Source organism: Pseudothermotoga hypogea DSM 11164 = NBRC 106472, from assembly GCF_000816145.1.
Classification (GTDB): Bacteria; Thermotogota; Thermotogae; order Thermotogales; family DSM-5069; genus Pseudothermotoga_A; species Pseudothermotoga_A hypogea.
The window spans coordinates 630,164-648,021 of record NZ_CP007141.1 but is presented as its reverse complement, the minus strand read 5'-3'; the positions used below and the strand labels follow the sequence as shown (position 1 = coordinate 648,021).

The 17,858-nt window shown below is 50.5% G+C and carries 17 protein-coding genes; 14 read left to right on the top strand and 3 right to left on the bottom strand.

The annotated features are described in order from the left end of the window. The first annotated feature begins 18 nt into the window (after positions 1–18). The 4 genes from AJ81_RS03340 (at position 19) to AJ81_RS03325 (ending at position 3,229) form a co-directional block, all read left to right on the top strand. Complete coding sequence (locus AJ81_RS03340; protein WP_031504060.1) at positions 19–708, top strand: zinc metallopeptidase; 690 nt, start codon at positions 19–21, stop codon at positions 706–708. A gap of 316 nt (positions 709–1,024) precedes the next feature. Then, positions 1,025–1,855, top strand: coding sequence for a DMT family transporter (locus AJ81_RS03335; protein ID WP_031504059.1), 831 nt, complete (start codon positions 1,025–1,027; stop codon positions 1,853–1,855). Between the two features lie 5 nt (positions 1,856–1,860). Beyond that, positions 1,861–2,361, top strand: a complete 501-nt coding sequence (locus AJ81_RS03330) for a nitroreductase family protein (protein ID WP_031504058.1) — start codon at positions 1,861–1,863, stop codon at positions 2,359–2,361. Positions 2,362–2,365: 4 nt separating this feature from the next. Then, on the top strand, positions 2,366–3,229 hold the full coding sequence (locus tag AJ81_RS03325) for a pseudouridine-5'-phosphate glycosidase (RefSeq protein ID WP_031504057.1): 864 nt from the start codon (positions 2,366–2,368) through the stop codon (positions 3,227–3,229). Between the two features lie 284 nt (positions 3,230–3,513). Here the strand turns inward: AJ81_RS03325 and pyk are convergent, their stop codons facing one another. Both pyk and pfkA read right to left on the bottom strand, forming a co-directional pair. Then, positions 3,514–4,935 carry a pyruvate kinase gene (pyk, locus tag AJ81_RS03320; RefSeq protein ID WP_031504056.1) on the bottom strand — a complete coding sequence of 474 codons (1,422 nt, stop codon included), beginning with the start codon at positions 4,933–4,935 and terminating at the stop codon, positions 3,514–3,516. 9 nt (positions 4,936–4,944) lie between these two features. Next, positions 4,945–5,904: a 6-phosphofructokinase gene (gene pfkA, locus AJ81_RS03315; RefSeq protein WP_031504055.1), complete on the bottom strand. Its 960-nt coding sequence runs from the start codon at positions 5,902–5,904 to the stop codon at positions 4,945–4,947. Positions 5,905–5,963: 59 nt separating this feature from the next. On the opposite strand from pfkA, the gene AJ81_RS03310 reads away from it, so the two are divergent. From AJ81_RS03310 to AJ81_RS03285, 6 genes are read left to right on the top strand one after another with little or no spacing between them, the layout of a single operon-like run. Beyond that, positions 5,964–6,194 (top strand): putative signal transducing protein, encoded by a 231-nt coding sequence (locus AJ81_RS03310; RefSeq protein WP_031504054.1) that lies wholly within the window; start codon positions 5,964–5,966, stop codon positions 6,192–6,194. After that, a complete protein-coding gene (gene gcvT / locus AJ81_RS03305; protein WP_231845399.1) occupies positions 6,169–7,266 on the top strand; it encodes a glycine cleavage system aminomethyltransferase GcvT in 1,098 nt (365 codons plus the stop codon). The genes AJ81_RS03310 and gcvT overlap by 26 nt, the downstream gene beginning before the upstream one ends. Positions 7,267–7,279: 13 nt before the next feature. Further along, positions 7,280–7,651, top strand: coding sequence for a glycine cleavage system protein GcvH (gene gcvH, locus AJ81_RS03300; protein WP_031504049.1), 372 nt, complete (start codon positions 7,280–7,282; stop codon positions 7,649–7,651). A 1-nt stretch (position 7,652) separates the two neighbouring features. After that, a complete protein-coding gene (gene gcvPA, locus AJ81_RS03295; protein ID WP_031504047.1) occupies positions 7,653–8,984 on the top strand; it encodes an aminomethyl-transferring glycine dehydrogenase subunit GcvPA in 1,332 nt (443 codons plus the stop codon). Beyond that, on the top strand, positions 8,981–10,417 hold the full coding sequence (gene gcvPB, locus AJ81_RS03290) for an aminomethyl-transferring glycine dehydrogenase subunit GcvPB (RefSeq protein ID WP_031504045.1): 1,437 nt from the start codon (positions 8,981–8,983) through the stop codon (positions 10,415–10,417). Before gcvPA ends, gcvPB begins: the two co-directional genes overlap by 4 nt. Before the next feature lie 51 nt (positions 10,418–10,468). Continuing rightward, positions 10,469–11,128: an HAD family hydrolase gene (locus AJ81_RS03285; protein ID WP_051368798.1), complete on the top strand. Its 660-nt coding sequence runs from the start codon at positions 10,469–10,471 to the stop codon at positions 11,126–11,128. A 150-nt stretch (positions 11,129–11,278) separates the two neighbouring features. Here the strand turns inward: AJ81_RS03285 and pfp are convergent, their stop codons facing one another. Next, positions 11,279–12,538, bottom strand: a complete 1,260-nt coding sequence (pfp, locus tag AJ81_RS03280) for a diphosphate--fructose-6-phosphate 1-phosphotransferase (RefSeq protein WP_031504041.1) — start codon at positions 12,536–12,538, stop codon at positions 11,279–11,281. A 361-nt stretch (positions 12,539–12,899) separates the two neighbouring features. Between pfp and dapD the strand changes: the two genes are divergently transcribed. The 4 genes from dapD to AJ81_RS03260 are packed head-to-tail and all read left to right on the top strand — an operon-like array spanning position 12,900 to position 17,853. After that, entirely contained in the window at positions 12,900–13,622 is a 723-nt protein-coding gene (gene dapD / locus AJ81_RS03275) for a 2,3,4,5-tetrahydropyridine-2,6-dicarboxylate N-acetyltransferase (protein WP_031504040.1), read from the top strand. Between the two features lie 5 nt (positions 13,623–13,627). Beyond that, a complete protein-coding gene (locus tag AJ81_RS03270; RefSeq protein WP_031504038.1) occupies positions 13,628–14,809 on the top strand; it encodes an aspartate aminotransferase family protein in 1,182 nt (393 codons plus the stop codon). Then, entirely contained in the window at positions 14,766–15,857 is a 1,092-nt protein-coding gene (locus tag AJ81_RS03265; protein WP_031504036.1) for an amidohydrolase, read from the top strand. The genes AJ81_RS03270 and AJ81_RS03265 overlap by 44 nt, the downstream gene beginning before the upstream one ends. Positions 15,858–15,909: 52 nt before the next feature. Then, positions 15,910–17,853: a sodium-translocating pyrophosphatase gene (locus AJ81_RS03260; protein WP_031504035.1), complete on the top strand. Its 1,944-nt coding sequence runs from the start codon at positions 15,910–15,912 to the stop codon at positions 17,851–17,853. Positions 17,854–17,858 lie beyond the last annotated feature (5 nt).

The window sequence follows — 17,858 nt, the reverse complement described above, 5'->3', positions numbered from 1 at the left end:
GGAAGAGGAGGTGACAGTATGTTCTTCTACGATCCAACGTTCTTGTTGCTCATACCTGCCTTGATTCTCGCGTTCTGGGCGCAGATCAAAGTGAGTTCGGCTTTCTCGCAGTACTCGAGGATCAGGGCCTCAGTAGGGCTCACAGGAAGCCAGCTCGCCATGAGATTGCTGGAGATTGCGGGCATCTACAACGTGCGTGTTGAGGCGATGCCGGGCCACTTGACCGATCACTACGATCCAAGAAACAAGGTTGTCAGGCTATCTTCTTCGACCTACGCAAGTCAGTCGATCGCGGCGCTCGGCGTGGTGGCGCACGAGATAGGTCACGCAATACAGGATGCGCAGAAGCATCCTCTGCTCGTGTTTCGAACAATCCTGGCTCCCGTCGCAAGCTTGGGTTCATCGCTGGCGTGGATACTTTTCATCATGGGCATAATCTTTGCGTTGCCAAGTCTGTGGCAGTTCGGTATCCTTCTCTTCTCACTGGCTGTGCTCTTCAGTTTAGTGACCTTGCCAGTTGAGTACGATGCGAGTAGGAAGGCGCTGAAGCTGTTGAGGGAAAATCTGTTGATGGACGAAGAAGAGTTGAAGGGTGCCAAGAAAGTGCTCTCTGCGGCTGCTTTGACGTACGTTGCGGCCACGGCGATGGCAGTCCTGCAGTTGCTCAGGATGCTTCTGATCGCCGGGGCGTTTGGCAGGAGAGACTGACAAAGAAGTAGCCCCGCAAGTCCTTCTCCTTAAGGGAGATGAAGGGGCTTGAGCACGATTAAACTTTGTGGTACAAGTACATAGAACGTGGAAAGGTACCAAGTATTAGTGAGATTGTCCCGTCAGAGTGTGAGGTTTAATCCACATCTTTTTGGTTATGGAGTATTCAACGCTCTGCGGAAAACAGCCTAACGAACTGACAAGAATCCTATCCCTTTAGGGAGTTGGGAGTGTCAAAGAAAAAAACTCTGCGAGCCACACACGAGTGTGGCTCTTTTTTTGGTAGGATTTCAGTGGAGGTGAACTTGCAAAGATCATGAAGAGAGTCAGAGCGATCTTGGCGCTTCTTTTCGTGACCGTGGCGTGGGGACTGACCTTTCCGGTTCAAAAGATGGCTCTGACAGGTTCGAACCCGTTCTTCTACAATTTCTTCAGGTTTCTCCTCGCCAGTTTTTTCACCCTGTTCTTGTTCAGAAACAAGCCTCGCTGGAGAGAAGGGCTCATACTGGGACTCTTCATAGGAATAGGGTACGCAACACAGACGAGTGGGTTGAAACTGACCAGTTCAACGAAGAGTGGATTCATCACTTCTCTGTACATACCCTTCGTGCCGATTTTTTCTTTTCTCATCGAAAGGATCAAACCGACCCGCCTTCAACTTGTTTCCTTCTTCTTGTCGATCGTTGGGCTATACCTTTTGAGCAGTCCTTCGAGTGATGTCTTCAATGCAGGCGATCTTTTGACTCTGTTTTGCGCTGTGGCCTTCGCAATTCAAATAGTTCTCGTGACTCGCTATACGAGTCAGGAAGGATGTGAGGAGTCCAGCCTGTTGTTTCCACAATTTTTTCTCACTGCGCTGTTCAATCTCGTTCTGTCACCGCTTGGGGGGCCGATAGGATTCAAACTGAGTTATCTTCTTGCGCTCGTCTTCACCGCACTCGTTGCGACCGTTTTGGCCTTCTGGGTGCAGGTGAAGTTCCAAAGAGATGTTGGGTCAAACTCGGCAGCACTCATCTACACTGCAGAACCAGTGTTCGCATCCTTGTTCGCCTTTTTGATGTTGGCAGAGCGTGTAACAACGTCACAAGCAATCGGTATGTGCATACTCGTGGTTTCATCGATCATGGGGAATCTGAGGAGGGGGTGAAGAAGGTGAGCATCATCTATTTGAGGAGGAGCGTGAGGAAGTATCAGCAAAGAGAGGTTGAAGACGAACTCGTCACAGAACTTCTGAGAGCTGCGATGCACGCACCTTCTGCTGGGAACGCGCAACCTTGGCACTTCATCGTGATCAAATCGGCAGAGAAGAGGCAAGCGGTTGCGCAGGTCCATCCTTACGCCCAAATGGTGTTGCAGGCTCCCGTGGCGATCTTGGTCTGCGCTGATCTCAACCTTGAGATCTACAAAGGTTTCTGGGTTCAAGATTGTTCTGCGGCAACGATGAACATTCTTCTGCGGGCGGCTGAGCTGGGTCTTGGGACAGTTTGGTGTGGAGTGTATCCGAACGAGGAACGGGTGAAAAACTTCAGAAAGCTTTTCGATTTACCGGAGAACGTGGTACCTTTTTCACTCGTGCCAGTGGGTTATCCTGCCGAGACACCAAAGCCAGTCGATAGGTTCAAAGCTGACAGGATTCACTTCGAAGTGTGGTGAGATCATGATCAAGGCGGTTGCGCTTGAATCCACAGTCATAGCGCATGGGCTTCCGAGGCCTCTGAACGTACAGGTGGCCCAACAGTTGGAGAACCTTGCACGGCAAAAAGGTTGTGAACCCAAGACCATCGCCATAATTGAGGGCCAAGTGAAGGTTGGTATCACTTTAGAGGAACTGGTCCAACTCGGTATGAAAAACGATGTGATGAAGGTCGGTGTTGCAGAGATACCTGTAGCGATGGCGAAGAAAGCTTGGGCGGCCACCACGGTGAGTGCCACGATGCGCATAGCCTCTAAACATGGTGTGGAAGTCTTCGCAACCGGGGGTATCGGAGGTGTACACGCCATTGAGGAGTGGGACGTTTCGCAGGACTTAGTGGAACTTTCAAGGACACGGATGATCGTCGTGTGTGCAGGCCCGAAGTCGTTGCTGGACCTGAGAGCAACAATGGAGATGCTCGAGACTCTGCAGGTCACGGTTTTGGGTTACATGACGGACAGACTTCCAGCCTTCTACGTTCGAGAGGTTGATATTCCAGTACTCAGAGTGGACGATGTTTCAGAGATCGCAGCCATTTACTTTGCAAAGTGCAAACTGGATCTTCCAGGTTCCGTGCTCGTGTTGAACCCCGTTCCCGCTGAGTACGAAATAAGCGCCGAGCAACTGCTCGAGTGGGACAGAGTCGCCAAGGAGGAGCTCAGAAGAGCAAAAATAGAAGGTAAAGCAGTGACACCTTTTTTACTGGCGAAACTTGCCGAGATTTCAAATGGTAAGACCGTCAGGAGTAACATCGAGCTCCTGAAAAACAACGTTTCCCTCGCATGTGACATTGCGAACGAACTGGCACGGTACAAGACATCATCCTGATGGACCATCGAGATGGATGCTCCAACTTACCAGATGAGACAGGCTGCGGCGAAGACGATCAGTCATCTCTTTTCACTCAAGGAAAGAACGAGGTGGGTGAATGAAGAAAACGAGTTCATCTGGGAGAGAAAGACAGAGAGATCGTAGGGTTGAACAAGTCCGAAGTGGCGCCTGTGGAGTGGCTTGTAAGAACTTTCAAGCCACGAAAAGGTAGGAAGCCCAATTCCTGATGGATTCGCTCAGTTGAAAATCTCACTCTCAGAGAACTGGTAGGATGTCAAGTCTCACTCAACGATGTGAATTTTCAACATGTTCGTGGTTCCTACGACACCACAAGGAGTTCCGAGCGTAATCACAACTGTATCGGACGATTTCACATAGCCCAGTGCCTTCGCCTTTTCGATCGCCACGTGTAGCATGATGTCCACCGAGTACACCTCGGGCACGAGTACGGGTACAACACCCCAGATGATCGGCAGCTGGTAGTACGTCCGTTCTCTTGGCGTGGTCGCCAGAATGGGACAGCTCGGCCTGAAGTAAGATACACGTCGCGCGGTACTACCCGAGGCGGTGGAGGCTATGATGAGTTTTGCGCGAGTTTCTCTGGCGATCTCGTAAGAACTCTTCGCGATGGCGTCCGAAGAATCAACTGAGGATTCCTTTCGTCTGACATCAAACCACATCCCGAGTTCGTCCAAATGCTCTTCCACACTCTCTACGATCTTTTTCATAGTTTCAACCACGAGAACGGGTCTTTCTCCTATCGCCGTTTCAACCGTCAACAGCAGCGCGTCAGCACCATCAAGAATAGCGTTCGCCGTGTCTGTAACCTCGGTGCGTGTCGGATGGTCTTTTTGAACCATCGACTCCAACAACTGCGTGGCGACGATGACTGGTATTTTGAATTTTGACGCCCTCATGATCAGCATTTTTTGAAGAACTGGTAGTTTCTCAAGGGAGGTCTCTGCTGCGAGATCACCCCTGGCAACTATAATTCCATCGCCCAAACTGCATATCTGCTCGAAATAGTCGAGCGCTTCCTTGGTTTCTATCTTCACCAGGATTGCTGACTTCAGATCCAGCGAATCGAGAAAGTTCCTGGCTTCCTGAACGTCTTTCGGGGATCGGACGAACGAAAGGCAGTAATAATCCACCGACAGATTCGCCGTTGCTTCGATTATATCTTTGTCCCTGTCGGTGAAGGAAGGGATGGAGAGCTTGATCGTGGGTAAGTTCACCCCAGCATTTTTCTTGATCGTTGCGCCCCTCTCCACAACGCATTCAACGCTTTTTTCCTGTTTCCTGACAACTCTCAATATTGCTTTACCATCATCCAAAAGTACTTCGTCGTCTTTACCGAGCTGTCTTATCACTGTCGGCTCGCTCAGAAATATCTGTTTCTTGCTCGTCTGAAGTTCGTTCTCTGCCAAAAGAACAGTCTCGCCCTCTGTGAGTTCCATGGATTCCAGGTTTGAAGGCAGTTTCGCTCTCAGCTTAGAACCGGGCAGATCGACGATGATTGAAAAGACCTTTGACGAATCGCTCCTGATTTCGTTCAGCAGCGTGATCAACTGGATGAGCCTGTTGAGCCCATAGTGTGCTGCGCTCAACCTGAAAGCGCTCGCACCGGCATCCAGCAACTGTTTTATGGTGACAGGATCTTCACTCTTCGGACCCAAACTGCACAGGATCTTAGTTTTCGTCATACGTATCCCTCACGACAGTATCATGCTGATTTCGTACAATGAAAGATCGAGCTGCTTTTTGGTGGACAAGATCTTCTCGGTGTCCATGACCTCGATCTTTCCAGCACTGAGAACCGTCGTCACGCATTTCTCACCGTCCAGCAAGGCCTGAACTGCTCTGACACCCATCCGGGTGGCCAAGAGTCGATCGAAAGCCGTCGGGCTTCCCCCTCTCTGGATGTGGCCAAGTAGCGAGATTCTTGTCTCGTAGCCTATCTTGGCGGAAATTTTCCGCGCAACGTCTTCTGCTTTCGCCGCACCTTCAGCCACAACAATGATACAGTTCAGTTTTCCTCTTTTCCTTTCTTCGAGCAACCTTGCGGCAAGTTGATCCAGGTTCACGGGTACCTCGGGTATGATCGCGGCTTCTGATCCTGTAGCGATTGCAGACATCAACGCGATGTATCCAGATTCTCTTCCCATGACTTCAACGATGAACGCGCGCTCGTGCGAGGTTGCCGTGTCCTTGAGTTTCTGTATCGCATCGACCACCGTGTTGAGGCACGTATCAACTCCAATGCACATGTCCGTGTAGGCAATGTCGTTGTCTATCGTTCCGGGTATGCCCACCACAGGCACACCGAATTCTTTATGAAAGACCACCGAACCCGTGAGACTTCCCTCGCCACCTATCACCACCAGGCCTTCTATCCCCAGCATGGCGAGATTCTTAGCAGCTTTTTCCCTGCCTTCCTTCGTCAGAAATTCACCACACCTGCTCGATCTAAGTATGGTTCCACCTTTCTCCATGATTCCAGCGACCGAAGCAAAATTCATTTCCTTGATCGCTCCGTCGATCAGACCACAATAGCCTCTCTCGATTCCGAAGACTCTCAAACCGTTCTTGACCCCATACCTCACAACGGCCCTGATCGCCGCATTCATCCCAGGTGAATCTCCACCACTCGTTAGAACTCCTATGGCTTTCATATTCTCCCTCCATAGTGTTAGAATTATCACGGAAAGATTATACAACTGAAGGTGATAACTTGTGGAAGGTACTTATTGAGGGCGTCAACGTTTCGCTTGCAAACATTCTGAAGTCGATGCTTGAACAAAATGGGATCGAGGTTCTTGTAAGAGCTTCGAAGTTGTTCGATCCCGTCATATTCGGCCAAGGAGGGTTGGTAGATCTTCTTGTGCCTGAAGAAGAAATCGATCGGGCGCGTTCCGTGGTAGAGGAGGCTCGAAAACATGGTGAAGAAAACACCACTTCATGATGAGCACATCAAACTGGGGGCAAAGATGATCGATTTTGCAGGCTGGATGATGCCTCTTCAGTACGAGGGCATCGTGGCCGAGGTCGAAGCGGTGAGGAAGAACGTCGCAGTGTTCGATGTTTCTCACATGGGAGAGATACACATAAGTGGATCGGACACGGCCACGTTCCTCGACTGGTTGCTGACCAACACGTTCAGTGCGCTCAGTGTGGGTCAAGCGGTGTACTCTGTCATGTGCAACGAAAAAGGTGGGATCATCGACGATCTCATCGCTTACAGGACTGGCGAAAACGAGGCGCTACTCGTTGTGAACGCAGCCAACACGCAGAAAGATTTCGACTGGATCAAGCTTCAGTCGAAAGAGTTCAACGTGCGGGTGGATGATCTTTCCGATCGCTACGGTCTGATCGCCGTGCAGGGACCAAAGAGCGAGAGCTTGCTCTCTTCGGTGGTTGAGGAAGTATCTTCTCTGAAGTATTACCATTTTGCTGAATTCACGATCTTCGGTAAGAAATGCATGGTGAGCAGGACGGGTTACACAGGCGAGGATGGGTTCGAGATCTGCTGTTCGTGGGAGGATACCCCGCACGTCTGGAGGAGTCTGTTTGAAATAGGCAAAAATTTTGGACTGAAACCTGCAGGACTCGGCGCAAGGGACGTGTGCAGGTTGGAAGCTTCTTATTTGCTTTACGGAAGCGATATGGACGAAAGCGTGACACCGTTGGAAGCCGGGCTTGGCTGGGTTGTGAAATTCGAAAAGGATTTCGTCGGGAAGGATGCGTTGCTCTCACAGAAAGAACGTGGGATTTCAAGGCGCATCAGGGGTTTGAGGCTCGAAGGAAAACGCATTGCGAGACACGGAATGGCAGTTCTGAAGGATGGCAAGCAGGTGGGCACGATCAGTAGCGGGACCTTCTCACCAACGCTTCAGAGTTCCATAGCCCTCGCCATGCTCGATGCATCTTTGAAGATTGGTGAGAGTGTGCTGGTCGATCTGAAGGGAGCAACAGTCGAGGCTCAGATCGTTAAGCTCCCATTCTACAGAGGGTCTGTAAAAACCGCATCTGTCTGAGGAGGTGTTCTTTGTGAAGAAGTTTGCTAAGACTCACGAATGGGTGAAAGTCGACGGAAAATTGGCAGTGGTGGGCATATCGAATCACGCCCAAGAAAAGCTCGGTGACGTGGTCTACGTTGATCTGCCACAGGTGGGCAAGGTTGTGAAAAAGGGTGAGGTGTTCATGAGCGTCGAATCTGTCAAAGCCGCAAGTGACATCTATGCACCCGTGAGTGGGAAAATCGTTGAGGTGAACGAGAAGCTTTCAAACCAGCCGGAACTCATCAACAAAGATGCCGAAGGAGAGGGTTGGCTCGTTAAGATCGAGATGACCAACCCAGATGAACTGTCCGATCTTCTCGACGAGGAAGCATACAGGAGGTTCTGCGAGGAGGAAGGTTAACGTGTTCCCCTACATTCCGCACACCGAACAGGAAGTTCAAGAGATGCTTAAAGTAATCGGTTTCGAGTCGATTGAGGATCTCTACAGAGATGTCCCAATGACTGTGCGCAGATTGAATTTGCCGAAAGGCCTGGACGAGTTCACTGTCGCCAGGATGGTGAAAGAACTTTCCGAAAAGAACGTGGTCGTTGAGAAGGAAAAAGTTTTTGCGGGTGCGGGCATCTACGTCCATCACATACCTTACGTTGTGAAATCGATTGTTTCGAGACCCGAGTTCGTGACTGCCTACACCCCTTACCAGGCAGAGGTATCTCAAGGAACGCTTCAAGCCCTTTTTGAATACCAAACGATGATCTGCGAACTCACAGGCATGGAGGTCGCCAACTCGTCGATGTACGATGGAGCTTCTGCACTTGCTGAAGCGGTGCTAATGGCGCACAGGATAAACGGCAGGACAAAGGTGTTGATGAGCGAAGCCGTTCATCCAGAATACGTACAGACCTGCAAGACTTACGCGAGAGGTTTTGATCTGCAGTTCGTATCCATAGCTGTGGATGAAAACGGTTCGACGGATTTGAAATTGCTTGCGAACTTCATCGACGCAGAGAGCTGCGCCGTGGTCGTACAGCAGCCAAACTTCTTCGGGATCATCGAGGATCTGAGGCGTGTCCGAGAAGTCGCCAAAGATCTGGTTCTCATAGTCGTTGCTGAACCAATTTCGCTTTCGCTGCTTGAACCTCCGGGAAGCTTTGGGGCGGACATCGTGGTCGGCGATGGTCAACCGTTAGGTATACCACCGAACTTTGGAGGACCGACGGTGGGCTTTTTCGCAACGCTCGAAAAATATGTCAGAAAAATGCCTGGCAGGATCATAGGACAGACGAAAGACGCTGAGGGCAAGACAGGTTACGTGATGATTCTTCAAACGAGGGAGCAACACATCAGGCGTGGGAAGGCTACATCAAACATATGCACGAACCATGCGCTGATGGCACTCACCAACGCCGTCTACATGAGTCTCATGGGTCCCGAAGGACTTCGCGAGATCGCTGAGAGGAGCTACGCGAACGCACATTACTTAGCCCAAAGACTTGAAGAGAAGGGTTTCAAACTGAAGTTCAAAGGCCCGTTCTTCAACGAATTTGTTTTTGTCGTACCTGAGGACTACGAAAGGCTCTGGAGAGACCTGTTCAACGAAGGATTCTTGGCTCCCTTGCCCCTTGCATGGTTCGACGAACGTTACAGAGGACTTGCTCTCGCTTGCGCAACAGAGGTCAACACGAAAGAAAGCATAGAACGGTTGTTAGACGCGATGGAGCGTGGTTTGAAATGACGATCTTTGAAAAATCGGTCAAAGGAAGAAAAGGTTTCAAACTTCCTGAAGGTTCAGTTTCCTTTGAAGGGAAAGATTTGCCAGATCACCTGATCAGAACCAGGAAATTGGCATTGCCCGAACTCAGTGAGCTCGATGTGGTGAGACACTACACCGAACTGGCTTCGAAAAACTATTCGGTTGACAAAGGTTTTTATCCTTTGGGTTCCTGTACGATGAAGTACAACCCGAAGCTGAACGAGTTTCTCGCTTCACTGGAGGGTTTCACCGAAATACACCCTTACCAGCCCGTTGAGACGGTCCAAGGTGCTCTGCAGCTCATGTACGAACTCAAAGAAGCGTTATGTGAGATAACCGGGATGGACGAGATTAGCCTGCAACCGGCCGCGGGTGCGCATGGTGAACTTACGGGGATGCTCATCGTCAGGGCGTATCATCTTTCGAGAAACGACACGAAAAGAAACGTCGCTTTGGTACCTGACTCCGCTCACGGGACAAATCCTGCCTCGGCGGCAATGGCGGGGTTCGAGGTCGTGGAGTTGAAGTCCACGAAGGACGGTCTTCTTGACGTGGAAGAGTTGAAGAAACACTTGAACGATAGGGTTGCCGTACTCATGCTTACTAATCCCAACACGTTGGGTTTGTTTGAAAAGGACATCCTCGAAATTGCGAAACTCGTTCACGAGGCAGGGGCTTTACTCTATTACGACGGAGCAAACTTGAACGCGATCATGGGAAGGTTCAGACCTGGCGACATGGGTTTCGACGTGGTTCATCTGAACTTGCACAAAACCTTTTCCACTCCACACGGCATGGGAGGGCCGGGCAGTGGACCGGTGGGTGTCAAACAGTTTCTCGCCCGGTTTTTACCCGTTCCGCTCGTCAGGAAGTCCAAGGACGGATCTTATTATCTTGACTACGATCTGCCGGAGAGCATCGGTAGAATGAGGAGTTTCTATGGGAACTTCAGCGTTCTTGTCAAGGCGTACGCGTACATACTGACCATGGGTGAAGATGGACTAAAGCGCGCAAGCGAGATGGCCGTGCTTAACGCGAACTATCTGAGAAAATTGCTCTCCAAGTACTTTAAGGTCGCTTCTGAGCGGACTTGCATGCACGAATTCGTTGTTGATGGGAGTGAATTTGTCAAGAAAACGGGTGTACGAATTCTGGATGTGGCCAAGAGACTTTTGGACTACGGTGTTCACGCTCCAACCGTGTACTTTCCACTGATAGTACACGAGGCGATGATGATAGAACCCACAGAGACGGAAAGCAAACAGACACTCGATCAATTTGCCGAGATCATGGGTAAAATAGTCGATGAAGCCATCAAGAACCCTGATCTGGTCAAAAGTGCACCACACAACACGCCAGTGAAGAGGTTGGACGACGTTACGGCCACAAAGAATCCCATCTACAGGTATCAGTGATCCGGTCAAAAGGATCACAAGAGGGGGCGAGAGATGAGTGAGGTGATGTGAATGAAAGCGTTGATGTTCGATTACGATGGCACACTCGCGCTTGTGAATGAGGAACGGTTCGCGGAGGAATACTTCTTTTTGCTCAACGTCTTCATGGTAGAACGGTACAAAATGGCTTTAGATCATTTCAACATACTCGACTGCATTGCCCATATAACCAGATGCGCGGACGGTGCGATCAACAACTACGACAGGTTCCTGAAATGTTTCTCGGACAGGTTCAGCAAGTTTGACTGGAAAGGCGTGTTTGAGAGTTTCTATGCCAGTGAAGAATTTGATAAGCTTCGTAAGTTGGTTAAGCCTAACAACAAGGTCATAGAATTGTTGAGAAGAGCCAAGGAATCTGGACTGCTGGTAGTTCTGGCGACGAATCCAATCTTTCCAAGGAACGCCACGGAGAAGCGTTTGAGATGGATCGGTCTCAGTTTGTCAGATTTCAACCATGCGACGTTCATGGAGAACTCTCACTTCTGTAAACCTGATCCAAGGTATTTTCTCGAGATATGTAGAACCATTTCTGTAGAACCGAAAGACTGTCTCATGGTCGGCGATGATGATCTGTTCGATGGAGCTTGCACGAGTGTCGGTATAAGGTACAAACCTGTTGAGCTCATTTCAAAAGATGGAAAGAAGAGTTTGCAGGAATGGTTGTTCGAGTGAAGGGATATTGGGGTGAAGTTTACTGTGGATTGACTCCGGAAAGGGGGGAAAGAATGGGTTGCGGTCAGAAGAAAGAAGGGAAGAAAGGAGCTCCAAAGAAGGAAGAAAAGAAGAGTAAGAAATGAGCAAACCCCGGCACGGTGCCGGGGTTCAGTCTGCCACCTTCGAGAATTTCTCTAAAAACTGTTGCGGGGTCATCTTCGCCGCATTTGCGAGTTTTGCGAGCATCGTAGGATCTTCCAGATCTTTTTTATTGAGTCTTATCATGTAACTCTTTGCGACCTTGTAGTGTTCGGAGTTCAGATCGACCAGACGCACCTTGCTCCGCCCTGTCTTGGGATCGGTGAATTCCTCGAAAGGCAGAATCGTTATTTTGCCCTGGTCTACACAGACCATGCCATCCTTCATGCCGGGGGCGATTTTTCCGAGCAGGAACTGCACAGCACCGTAGCCTAAGGTTCTCGTGTAATCGATGTCGAAAGGAACGGGTCTTGCGCATCTCAACTCGTAGCCGAGCGTCACGTCGACGATGGTCATCTTCTCTCCGCGCTCCGCGAAACGTCTTTGTATCTCTCTCTTCAGTATGGTCGCGAGCGGTATCTCACCCAGTCGGATGTGACCGTGCGGATCTTTTTCAACGATCACACCAGGTATGCTGGCGAGCTCGTTCTCATCCATTATTTCACCTATGCCTTCGGCGATCACTGCAAGTCCATCGTTTCTGCCGAGAGCCCTGCGCTTTATGATGGCTGCCTCGAGCACATCGCACACCTCGGCCAAACTCACCTTGTCCTTACGGAACTCTTCCGCAATGATCGTGATGGTCGCGCTCGCTGCCTTGCCTATACCGAGTGCGAGGTGTCCAGCCTTCCTTCCCATGACGACGACGAAGTACCATCTGTTCGTGGTTCTCGAGTCCTGTAAAAGGTTGTAAACCAATTCTGCCCCGACGTGACGGGCGGTTTCGTATCCGAATGTGGGCATGCCACCTGGAAGAGGCAAGTCGTTGTCTATCGTTTTCGGCACGTGGGCCACACGAATCGAATCACCAGCTGCCTTTGAAACAGCAGAAGCGGAAGAGGCGGTATCATCTCCACCTATGGTCACGAGGTATTTGACGTGAAGTTTCTTCAAAGCTTCGACAACTTTTTCCACGTCCTCTTTGTTCTTCGTGGGATTCGCTCGCGAAGTTCTCAGGATTGAACCACCTTCGGTGTGGATTCTTGAGACATCCGCGATGCCGAGCGGTCTTATCATGTCTGTTCTGCCTCTCATGAGGTGCTCGAATCCGTCGTAGATTCCTATAACCTCAAGACCATTGTTGATAGCCTCGATCGTCGCAGCGTTTATGACGCTGTTGATCCCGGGAGCGGGACCTCCTCCAACCAAGATTGCGAGACGCTCCGCCATTCCTGACACCTCCTCTTGAAGATTATAAACGTCGCTCGGATCGCACGGTGGCGTAACATTTTCGTCAGAGAGTCTTTCCTGTCTGTTCAGATTATGGGCTTTTGATGATATTAGAATTCAAAGCAAGAGGGAGTAGATCAGTCGTGGGCACGAAATTGTTTGTGAGAAGCCTCAAATGTGAAGCGAAAGTGGAAAAGAAGGAGAAGAAGTGCAACCGCCCGGTGATCTGTGGCGGTGTGCACTCATTGTAGCACACCGATCGGAGAAAAAGATCACCGGGCTACCGAAAAGGTAGCCCGGTTTTTTTAGGAGGGGTGAGAGCATGCAGGGTGAAATTCTGGACAGTACCAGTACGGAGAGCATGGATTTTCAGAGCACGGAACAGTTGATCGAGCTGATCAGCAAGTCCAAGAAGCGAACATCTGTGTTGGCCTTCGTGAAAGGCAGGCTGGACGAGGTCGACTTCTCTGCGGTCCGCTTTTTCGGAAACAGAGATTTCGGTATCGTCGTGGCAGACTACGAAGATTTCAAAAAGCTGATCGAGAACCATCGCGATCAGATCGAAGACTTTTATGTGCAAGTTTCAGCGCGAAACTCTGCTTTACCGTTGGCCGACCTAACAAAGTACAATGCGAGGATAGAACCCGGTGCGATCATCAGGGACATGGTGAAGATCGGTGACGGTGCAGTCATCATGATGGGTGCGGTCATCAACGTCGGTGCCGTGATCGGTGAGAGGACCATGATCGACATGAACGCGGTCATTGGTGCGAGAGCCATAGTCGGAAGGAACTGTCATGTGGGTGCAGGGGCAGTGATTGCGGGTGTGTTGGAACCTCCGAGTGCGACGCCTGTAATCGTTGAGGACGATGTGATCATCGGTGCGAACGCGGTGGTCCTCGAAGGCGTGAGGATCGGCAGAGGAGCGGTTGTGGCGGCGGGAGCTGTGGTGATAAACGATGTGGAGCCTTACACCGTCGTTGCAGGTGTTCCAGCGCGATTCGTCAAAAAGGTCGATGAGAAAACGAAGGAGAAGACCAAGATTGTCGAAGCTCTGAGACATCTGAACACGCTGCTCGGGTGATCATGATGAGTCATATTTGTCGTGTTTATGATCCTTTCCCCATTCAAATCGAACGTGCCAAGGGGTTGTACATTTACTCCAAAGATGGAAAGCGTTATCTCGATTCTTTCTCAGGGATAGGCGTCCTCGCTTTTGGACACAACGATGAAGACATAAAGAAAGCCATGATCGAAAAGATGGAACGCTACACGCACATTTCGAATTTCTTCCTCGATGAGGACGCAGAGATCGTGTCTGAAGAACTGATTCGACGAACTGGTAGAAACGGGAAAGTGTTCTTTGCGAATTCCGGTGCCGAGGCCAACGAAGCAGCATTGAAGGCCATCAAGAAGTTACGAAAGGGTTTGATCGTGTCCTTTGAAAAGAACTTTCACGGCAGAACCGTTGCCACATTGTCTTTGACCGGCTTTGAAAAGCTGAAAAAACCTTTTGAACCCCTCCTTCCAGACGTCGTTTTCCTGCCTTACAACGATGTTCGAGCTTTTGAAGAGTTTGTCAAAAAGAATGGCAAGAAGATCGCCGCTGTCTTTGTTGAGTGCGTTCACGGCAGCGGTGGTTTAAACGTGTTGAGTCATGAACTTTCCAAACTCATAATGGAGGCAAAACAAAGCTTCGGGTTCCTCTTGGTGGCCGACGAGGTCCAAGCGGGACTCGGTAGAACGGGAAAGTTCTTTTCTTATCAACACTTTGGATTGCAGCCTGACATCGTGACCGTGGCAAAGGCGCTGGGTGGAGGCTTACCACTCGGTGCGGCGATCTTTCTCGATGACATCGCTGACGTGTTTGGCCATTCGGAACATGGTTCGACGTTCGCACCGAACCCGGTGGCACTGGCAGGAGCAAGGGTTGTTCTGAGAAAGCTCACAGAAGAATTCATCGAACTGGTTGCCAGAAAAGGTGTGTTCTTCAGAGAGAGATTGTCGCGGATGGATTCGGCACGGGTCAAGATCAAGGGGCTCGGCCTGATGATCGGAGTCGAAGTGGATGTGGATGCGAAGTTGCTGAAAGAGGCTGCGTTCGAAAATGGACTCCTGTTGAACATAGTTTCTAACAACGTTGTGAGATTCCTTCCAGCCCTCAACATCAGTTTTGAAGGAATCGAGGAGATGGTGGATTTGTTCGAAAGGAGCCTGAAGGAAGCGTATGGACGAAATCATGTTGAGAAGGTTGATTCACCAAAATCCTGAGTTGGCGTTCGAGGAACACAACACACAGAAGTTAATAATAGAGTTCGCTCATGGCCTCGGGTTGAATAACATCGTCACAGTCGGTACGGGTGTGTTGGTTTTGGTGGGTAGAAACAAAGACGAACCTTTCGTTGTTCTGAGGGCCGAGCTGGACGCGTTGCCCATTCCTGAAGAAACGGACTATCCCTTCCGTTCAAAGAACGAAAACATGCACGCTTGTGGTCACGATTTTCACATAGCCGCAGCCTGCTGGGCAATGAGAAGGATAGTCCAGGAAAAGCGAAAGGGAAATTTCTTGTTCGTTTTTCAACCAGCAGAAGAGAGTGGCGCGGGAGCAAAAACGATCGTTGAACACATTTTGCGCTGGGATTGTGAGGTCAAAGCTGCCATAGCGATGCACGTGGCGGATGAATATCCGATGGGTATCGTCGCAAGTAGATCCGGATCGCTCTTCAGTGCTTCATGTGAAGTGAACGTGCGCGTGTTGGGACGTTCGGCCCATGTGGCGAACCACCAGCTGGGTAAGGACGCACTGCGTGGGTGTGTGGCGTTTCTGAATCAAATCTATGGGAGAGATTGGAAAGAAGATTTGGTTTGGTTCGGCAGGATCCTCGCGGGTCATGTCAGGAACACGGTGGCCGGCGAGGCTCTCATCGAAGGAACTGTGAGGGCGAGCGATTCCAAGGGTGTTCAAGATATCCTCGTCGCACTTCAGGAGATTGCGAAGAAAGTCGAAGAAGAAACCGAGCTGAAAGTTTCCGTCATACCCGGCGCGGAATATCCAGAGGTAAAGGTCGATGAGAAGTTGTTGGACGTTTTGAGAGTCGTCTCTCAGCGCAACGGTTTTGAGTTCATCGAATGTGAAAGAAAGCTCACCGCTGAAGACTTTGGTTACTTCTCCAAACATTTCCCGAGTCTGATGTTCTGGTTCGGTGTTAGACACGGATCACGTGTGGAGGGTTTACACTCTTCGAAGTTTTTACCCCCAGATGAGTTGATACCTGTTGCGGGAAATCTTCTCACACACCTCCTTGATTCGATCGGTTGAAGTCGGCTATGATATAACTATCAGGAAATGCCAGACGAGGAGGTGTGATACTTTGTTGTTCGTACTCGTTACTTCGGTTCTGGGGATATCCTATGTTTTGCTTTTGTCCATGAAGATTCTTGACAGCAGTCCCGGTAACGAGAAGACGATACAACTATCGGAGATCATCCAAAGAGGTGCCAGATCTTTTCTGTTGCACGAGTATCAGGTGTTCCTCCCCATCGTGGTCGCTCTCTCTTTGGTGCTCGGATTCCTCTTGGGTTGGAACATCGCGGGTGCTTTCCTTGTCGGTGCACTTCTCTCAACGCTCAGTGGCTTCTTTGGTATGACGATAGCTACGAAAGCGAACGCACGTACGAGCTGGGCGGCGAGGTATGGCCTGGGAAAGGCGTTGAAAATAGCTTTCAGTGGTGGAGCCGTCATGGGCCTGACCGTTTCGTCTTTGGGTCTGCTCGGCTTGGTCTTTGTCTATACCTTGACCAAGGATGCGTCCAAAGTGAGCTACTATTCTCTGGGAGCATCCTTCGTGGCGCTCTTTGCCCGTGTTGGTGGAGGAATATTCACCAAAGCGGCGGACGTCGGTGCCGACATCGTTGGAAAGACGGAAGCGAACCTCCCTGAAGATGATCCAAGAAATCCTGCGGTGATCGCAGATAACGTGGGAGACAACGTGGGAGACGTGGCTGGTATGGGTGCGGACTTGTTCGAATCCTACGTTGGTTCGATATTCTCCGCGCTCGCTCTGGCCTTCGCCCTCAACGATGAACGCAAGTCAAGCTTTGCTCTTTTCACAGTTTCTGTAGGCCTTCTGGCTTCGATGTTTGCTGTCGCCGTGACGAGGTTTCTCAGTGACAAATCCAAAGACGCTGCGTCCACACTGAGAATGGGTACGATCTTAGCCAGCAGTGCGCTTGTTGCGTCTTTGCTTTTCTATTCTCTCTTTCAAAAAAGTTTTGTCGAGTTCCTTGTCGTGCTCACGGGAGTAATCATAGGCATCGCGATAGGACTGCTCACGGAGTTTTACACGTCCGGTGCCCGTGTTGAAAGGCTTGCAAAATCAGCACTCATGGGTCCGGCGAACTTTCTCATCAACGGCTTGGCGCTCGGTATGGAATCGACCTTGGTGGTCACTCTCATGATCGCACTCGGAGTCGTGTTCTGCCACCGTTTGCTCGGTCTATACGGTGTGGCACTCTCTGCCGTTGGCATGCTCGCAACCTTGGGCATGAGTCTCTCCATAGACGCTTACGGTCCCATTGCCGACAACGCGGGAGGCATAGCTCAGATGGCGGGGCTCGGAGAAGACGTGAGAATGATCACCGATCAGCTCGATGCGGTTGGTAACACCACGGCAGCGATGGGAAAGGGTTTCGCGATAGCTTCCGCAGCGATGACGAGCTTAGCACTCTTTGCCAACTTCGCAAGCGTTTCGCACTTAGAGAGTTTCGACATCAGACAGCCGGCCCTCTTTGTTGGTGCTTTGATCGGTGCGATGCTTCCGTTCTTCTTCAGTGCCCTCACCATGAAGGCTGTTGGTTATGCCGCAGACGAGATGGTCGAGGAGATCAGAAGACAAATAAGGGAAATTCCAGGTATCATATCGGGTGAGAGTCTGCCTGATTATGCGAGATGTGTTCAGATAGCTACGCGGGGTGCACTCAAAAGAATGGTAATTCCGAGTTTGCTGGCTGTAGGTTCGCCAGTCTTGACGTACCTCAGTTTGGGCGCCGTAGCGGTCGCAGGACTTTTGATCGGTGCCACAACGTGTGGTGTGATGATTGCGATATTTATGTCCAATTCTGGAGGCGCTTGGGACAACGCGAAGAAGTACGTCGAAGAAGGTCACTTCGGAGGGAAAGGTTCTGTAACACACAAAGCGACCGTCGTTGGAGACACGGTGGGCGATCCTTTCAAGGACACCGCGGGTCCTTCGATAAACATCTTGATAAAGCTCATGGCGGTCACGTCCGTCGTGATTGCTACGATGAGGAGGTAGGAACG

Coding starts and splice junctions, on each gene's coding strand:
- AJ81_RS03340 (WP_031504060.1), top strand. CDS start 19: ATGTTCTTCTACGATCCAACGTTCTTGTTGCTCATACCTGCCTTGATT.
- AJ81_RS03335 (WP_031504059.1), top strand. CDS start 1,025: ATGAAGAGAGTCAGAGCGATCTTGGCGCTTCTTTTCGTGACCGTGGCG.
- AJ81_RS03325 (WP_031504057.1), top strand. CDS start 2,366: ATGATCAAGGCGGTTGCGCTTGAATCCACAGTCATAGCGCATGGGCTT.
- pyk (WP_031504056.1), bottom strand. CDS start 4,935: ATGACGAAAACTAAGATCCTGTGCAGTTTGGGTCCGAAGAGTGAAGAT.
- pfkA (WP_031504055.1), bottom strand. CDS start 5,904: ATGAAAGCCATAGGAGTTCTAACGAGTGGTGGAGATTCACCTGGGATG.
- gcvT (WP_231845399.1), top strand. CDS start 6,169: ATGGTGAAGAAAACACCACTTCATGATGAGCACATCAAACTGGGGGCA.
- gcvPB (WP_031504045.1), top strand. CDS start 8,981: ATGACGATCTTTGAAAAATCGGTCAAAGGAAGAAAAGGTTTCAAACTT.
- AJ81_RS03285 (WP_051368798.1), top strand. CDS start 10,469: ATGAAAGCGTTGATGTTCGATTACGATGGCACACTCGCGCTTGTGAAT.
- pfp (WP_031504041.1), bottom strand. CDS start 12,538: ATGGCGGAGCGTCTCGCAATCTTGGTTGGAGGAGGTCCCGCTCCCGGG.
- dapD (WP_031504040.1), top strand. CDS start 12,900: ATGGATTTTCAGAGCACGGAACAGTTGATCGAGCTGATCAGCAAGTCC.
- AJ81_RS03270 (WP_031504038.1), top strand. CDS start 13,628: ATGAGTCATATTTGTCGTGTTTATGATCCTTTCCCCATTCAAATCGAA.
- AJ81_RS03265 (WP_031504036.1), top strand. CDS start 14,766: ATGGACGAAATCATGTTGAGAAGGTTGATTCACCAAAATCCTGAGTTG.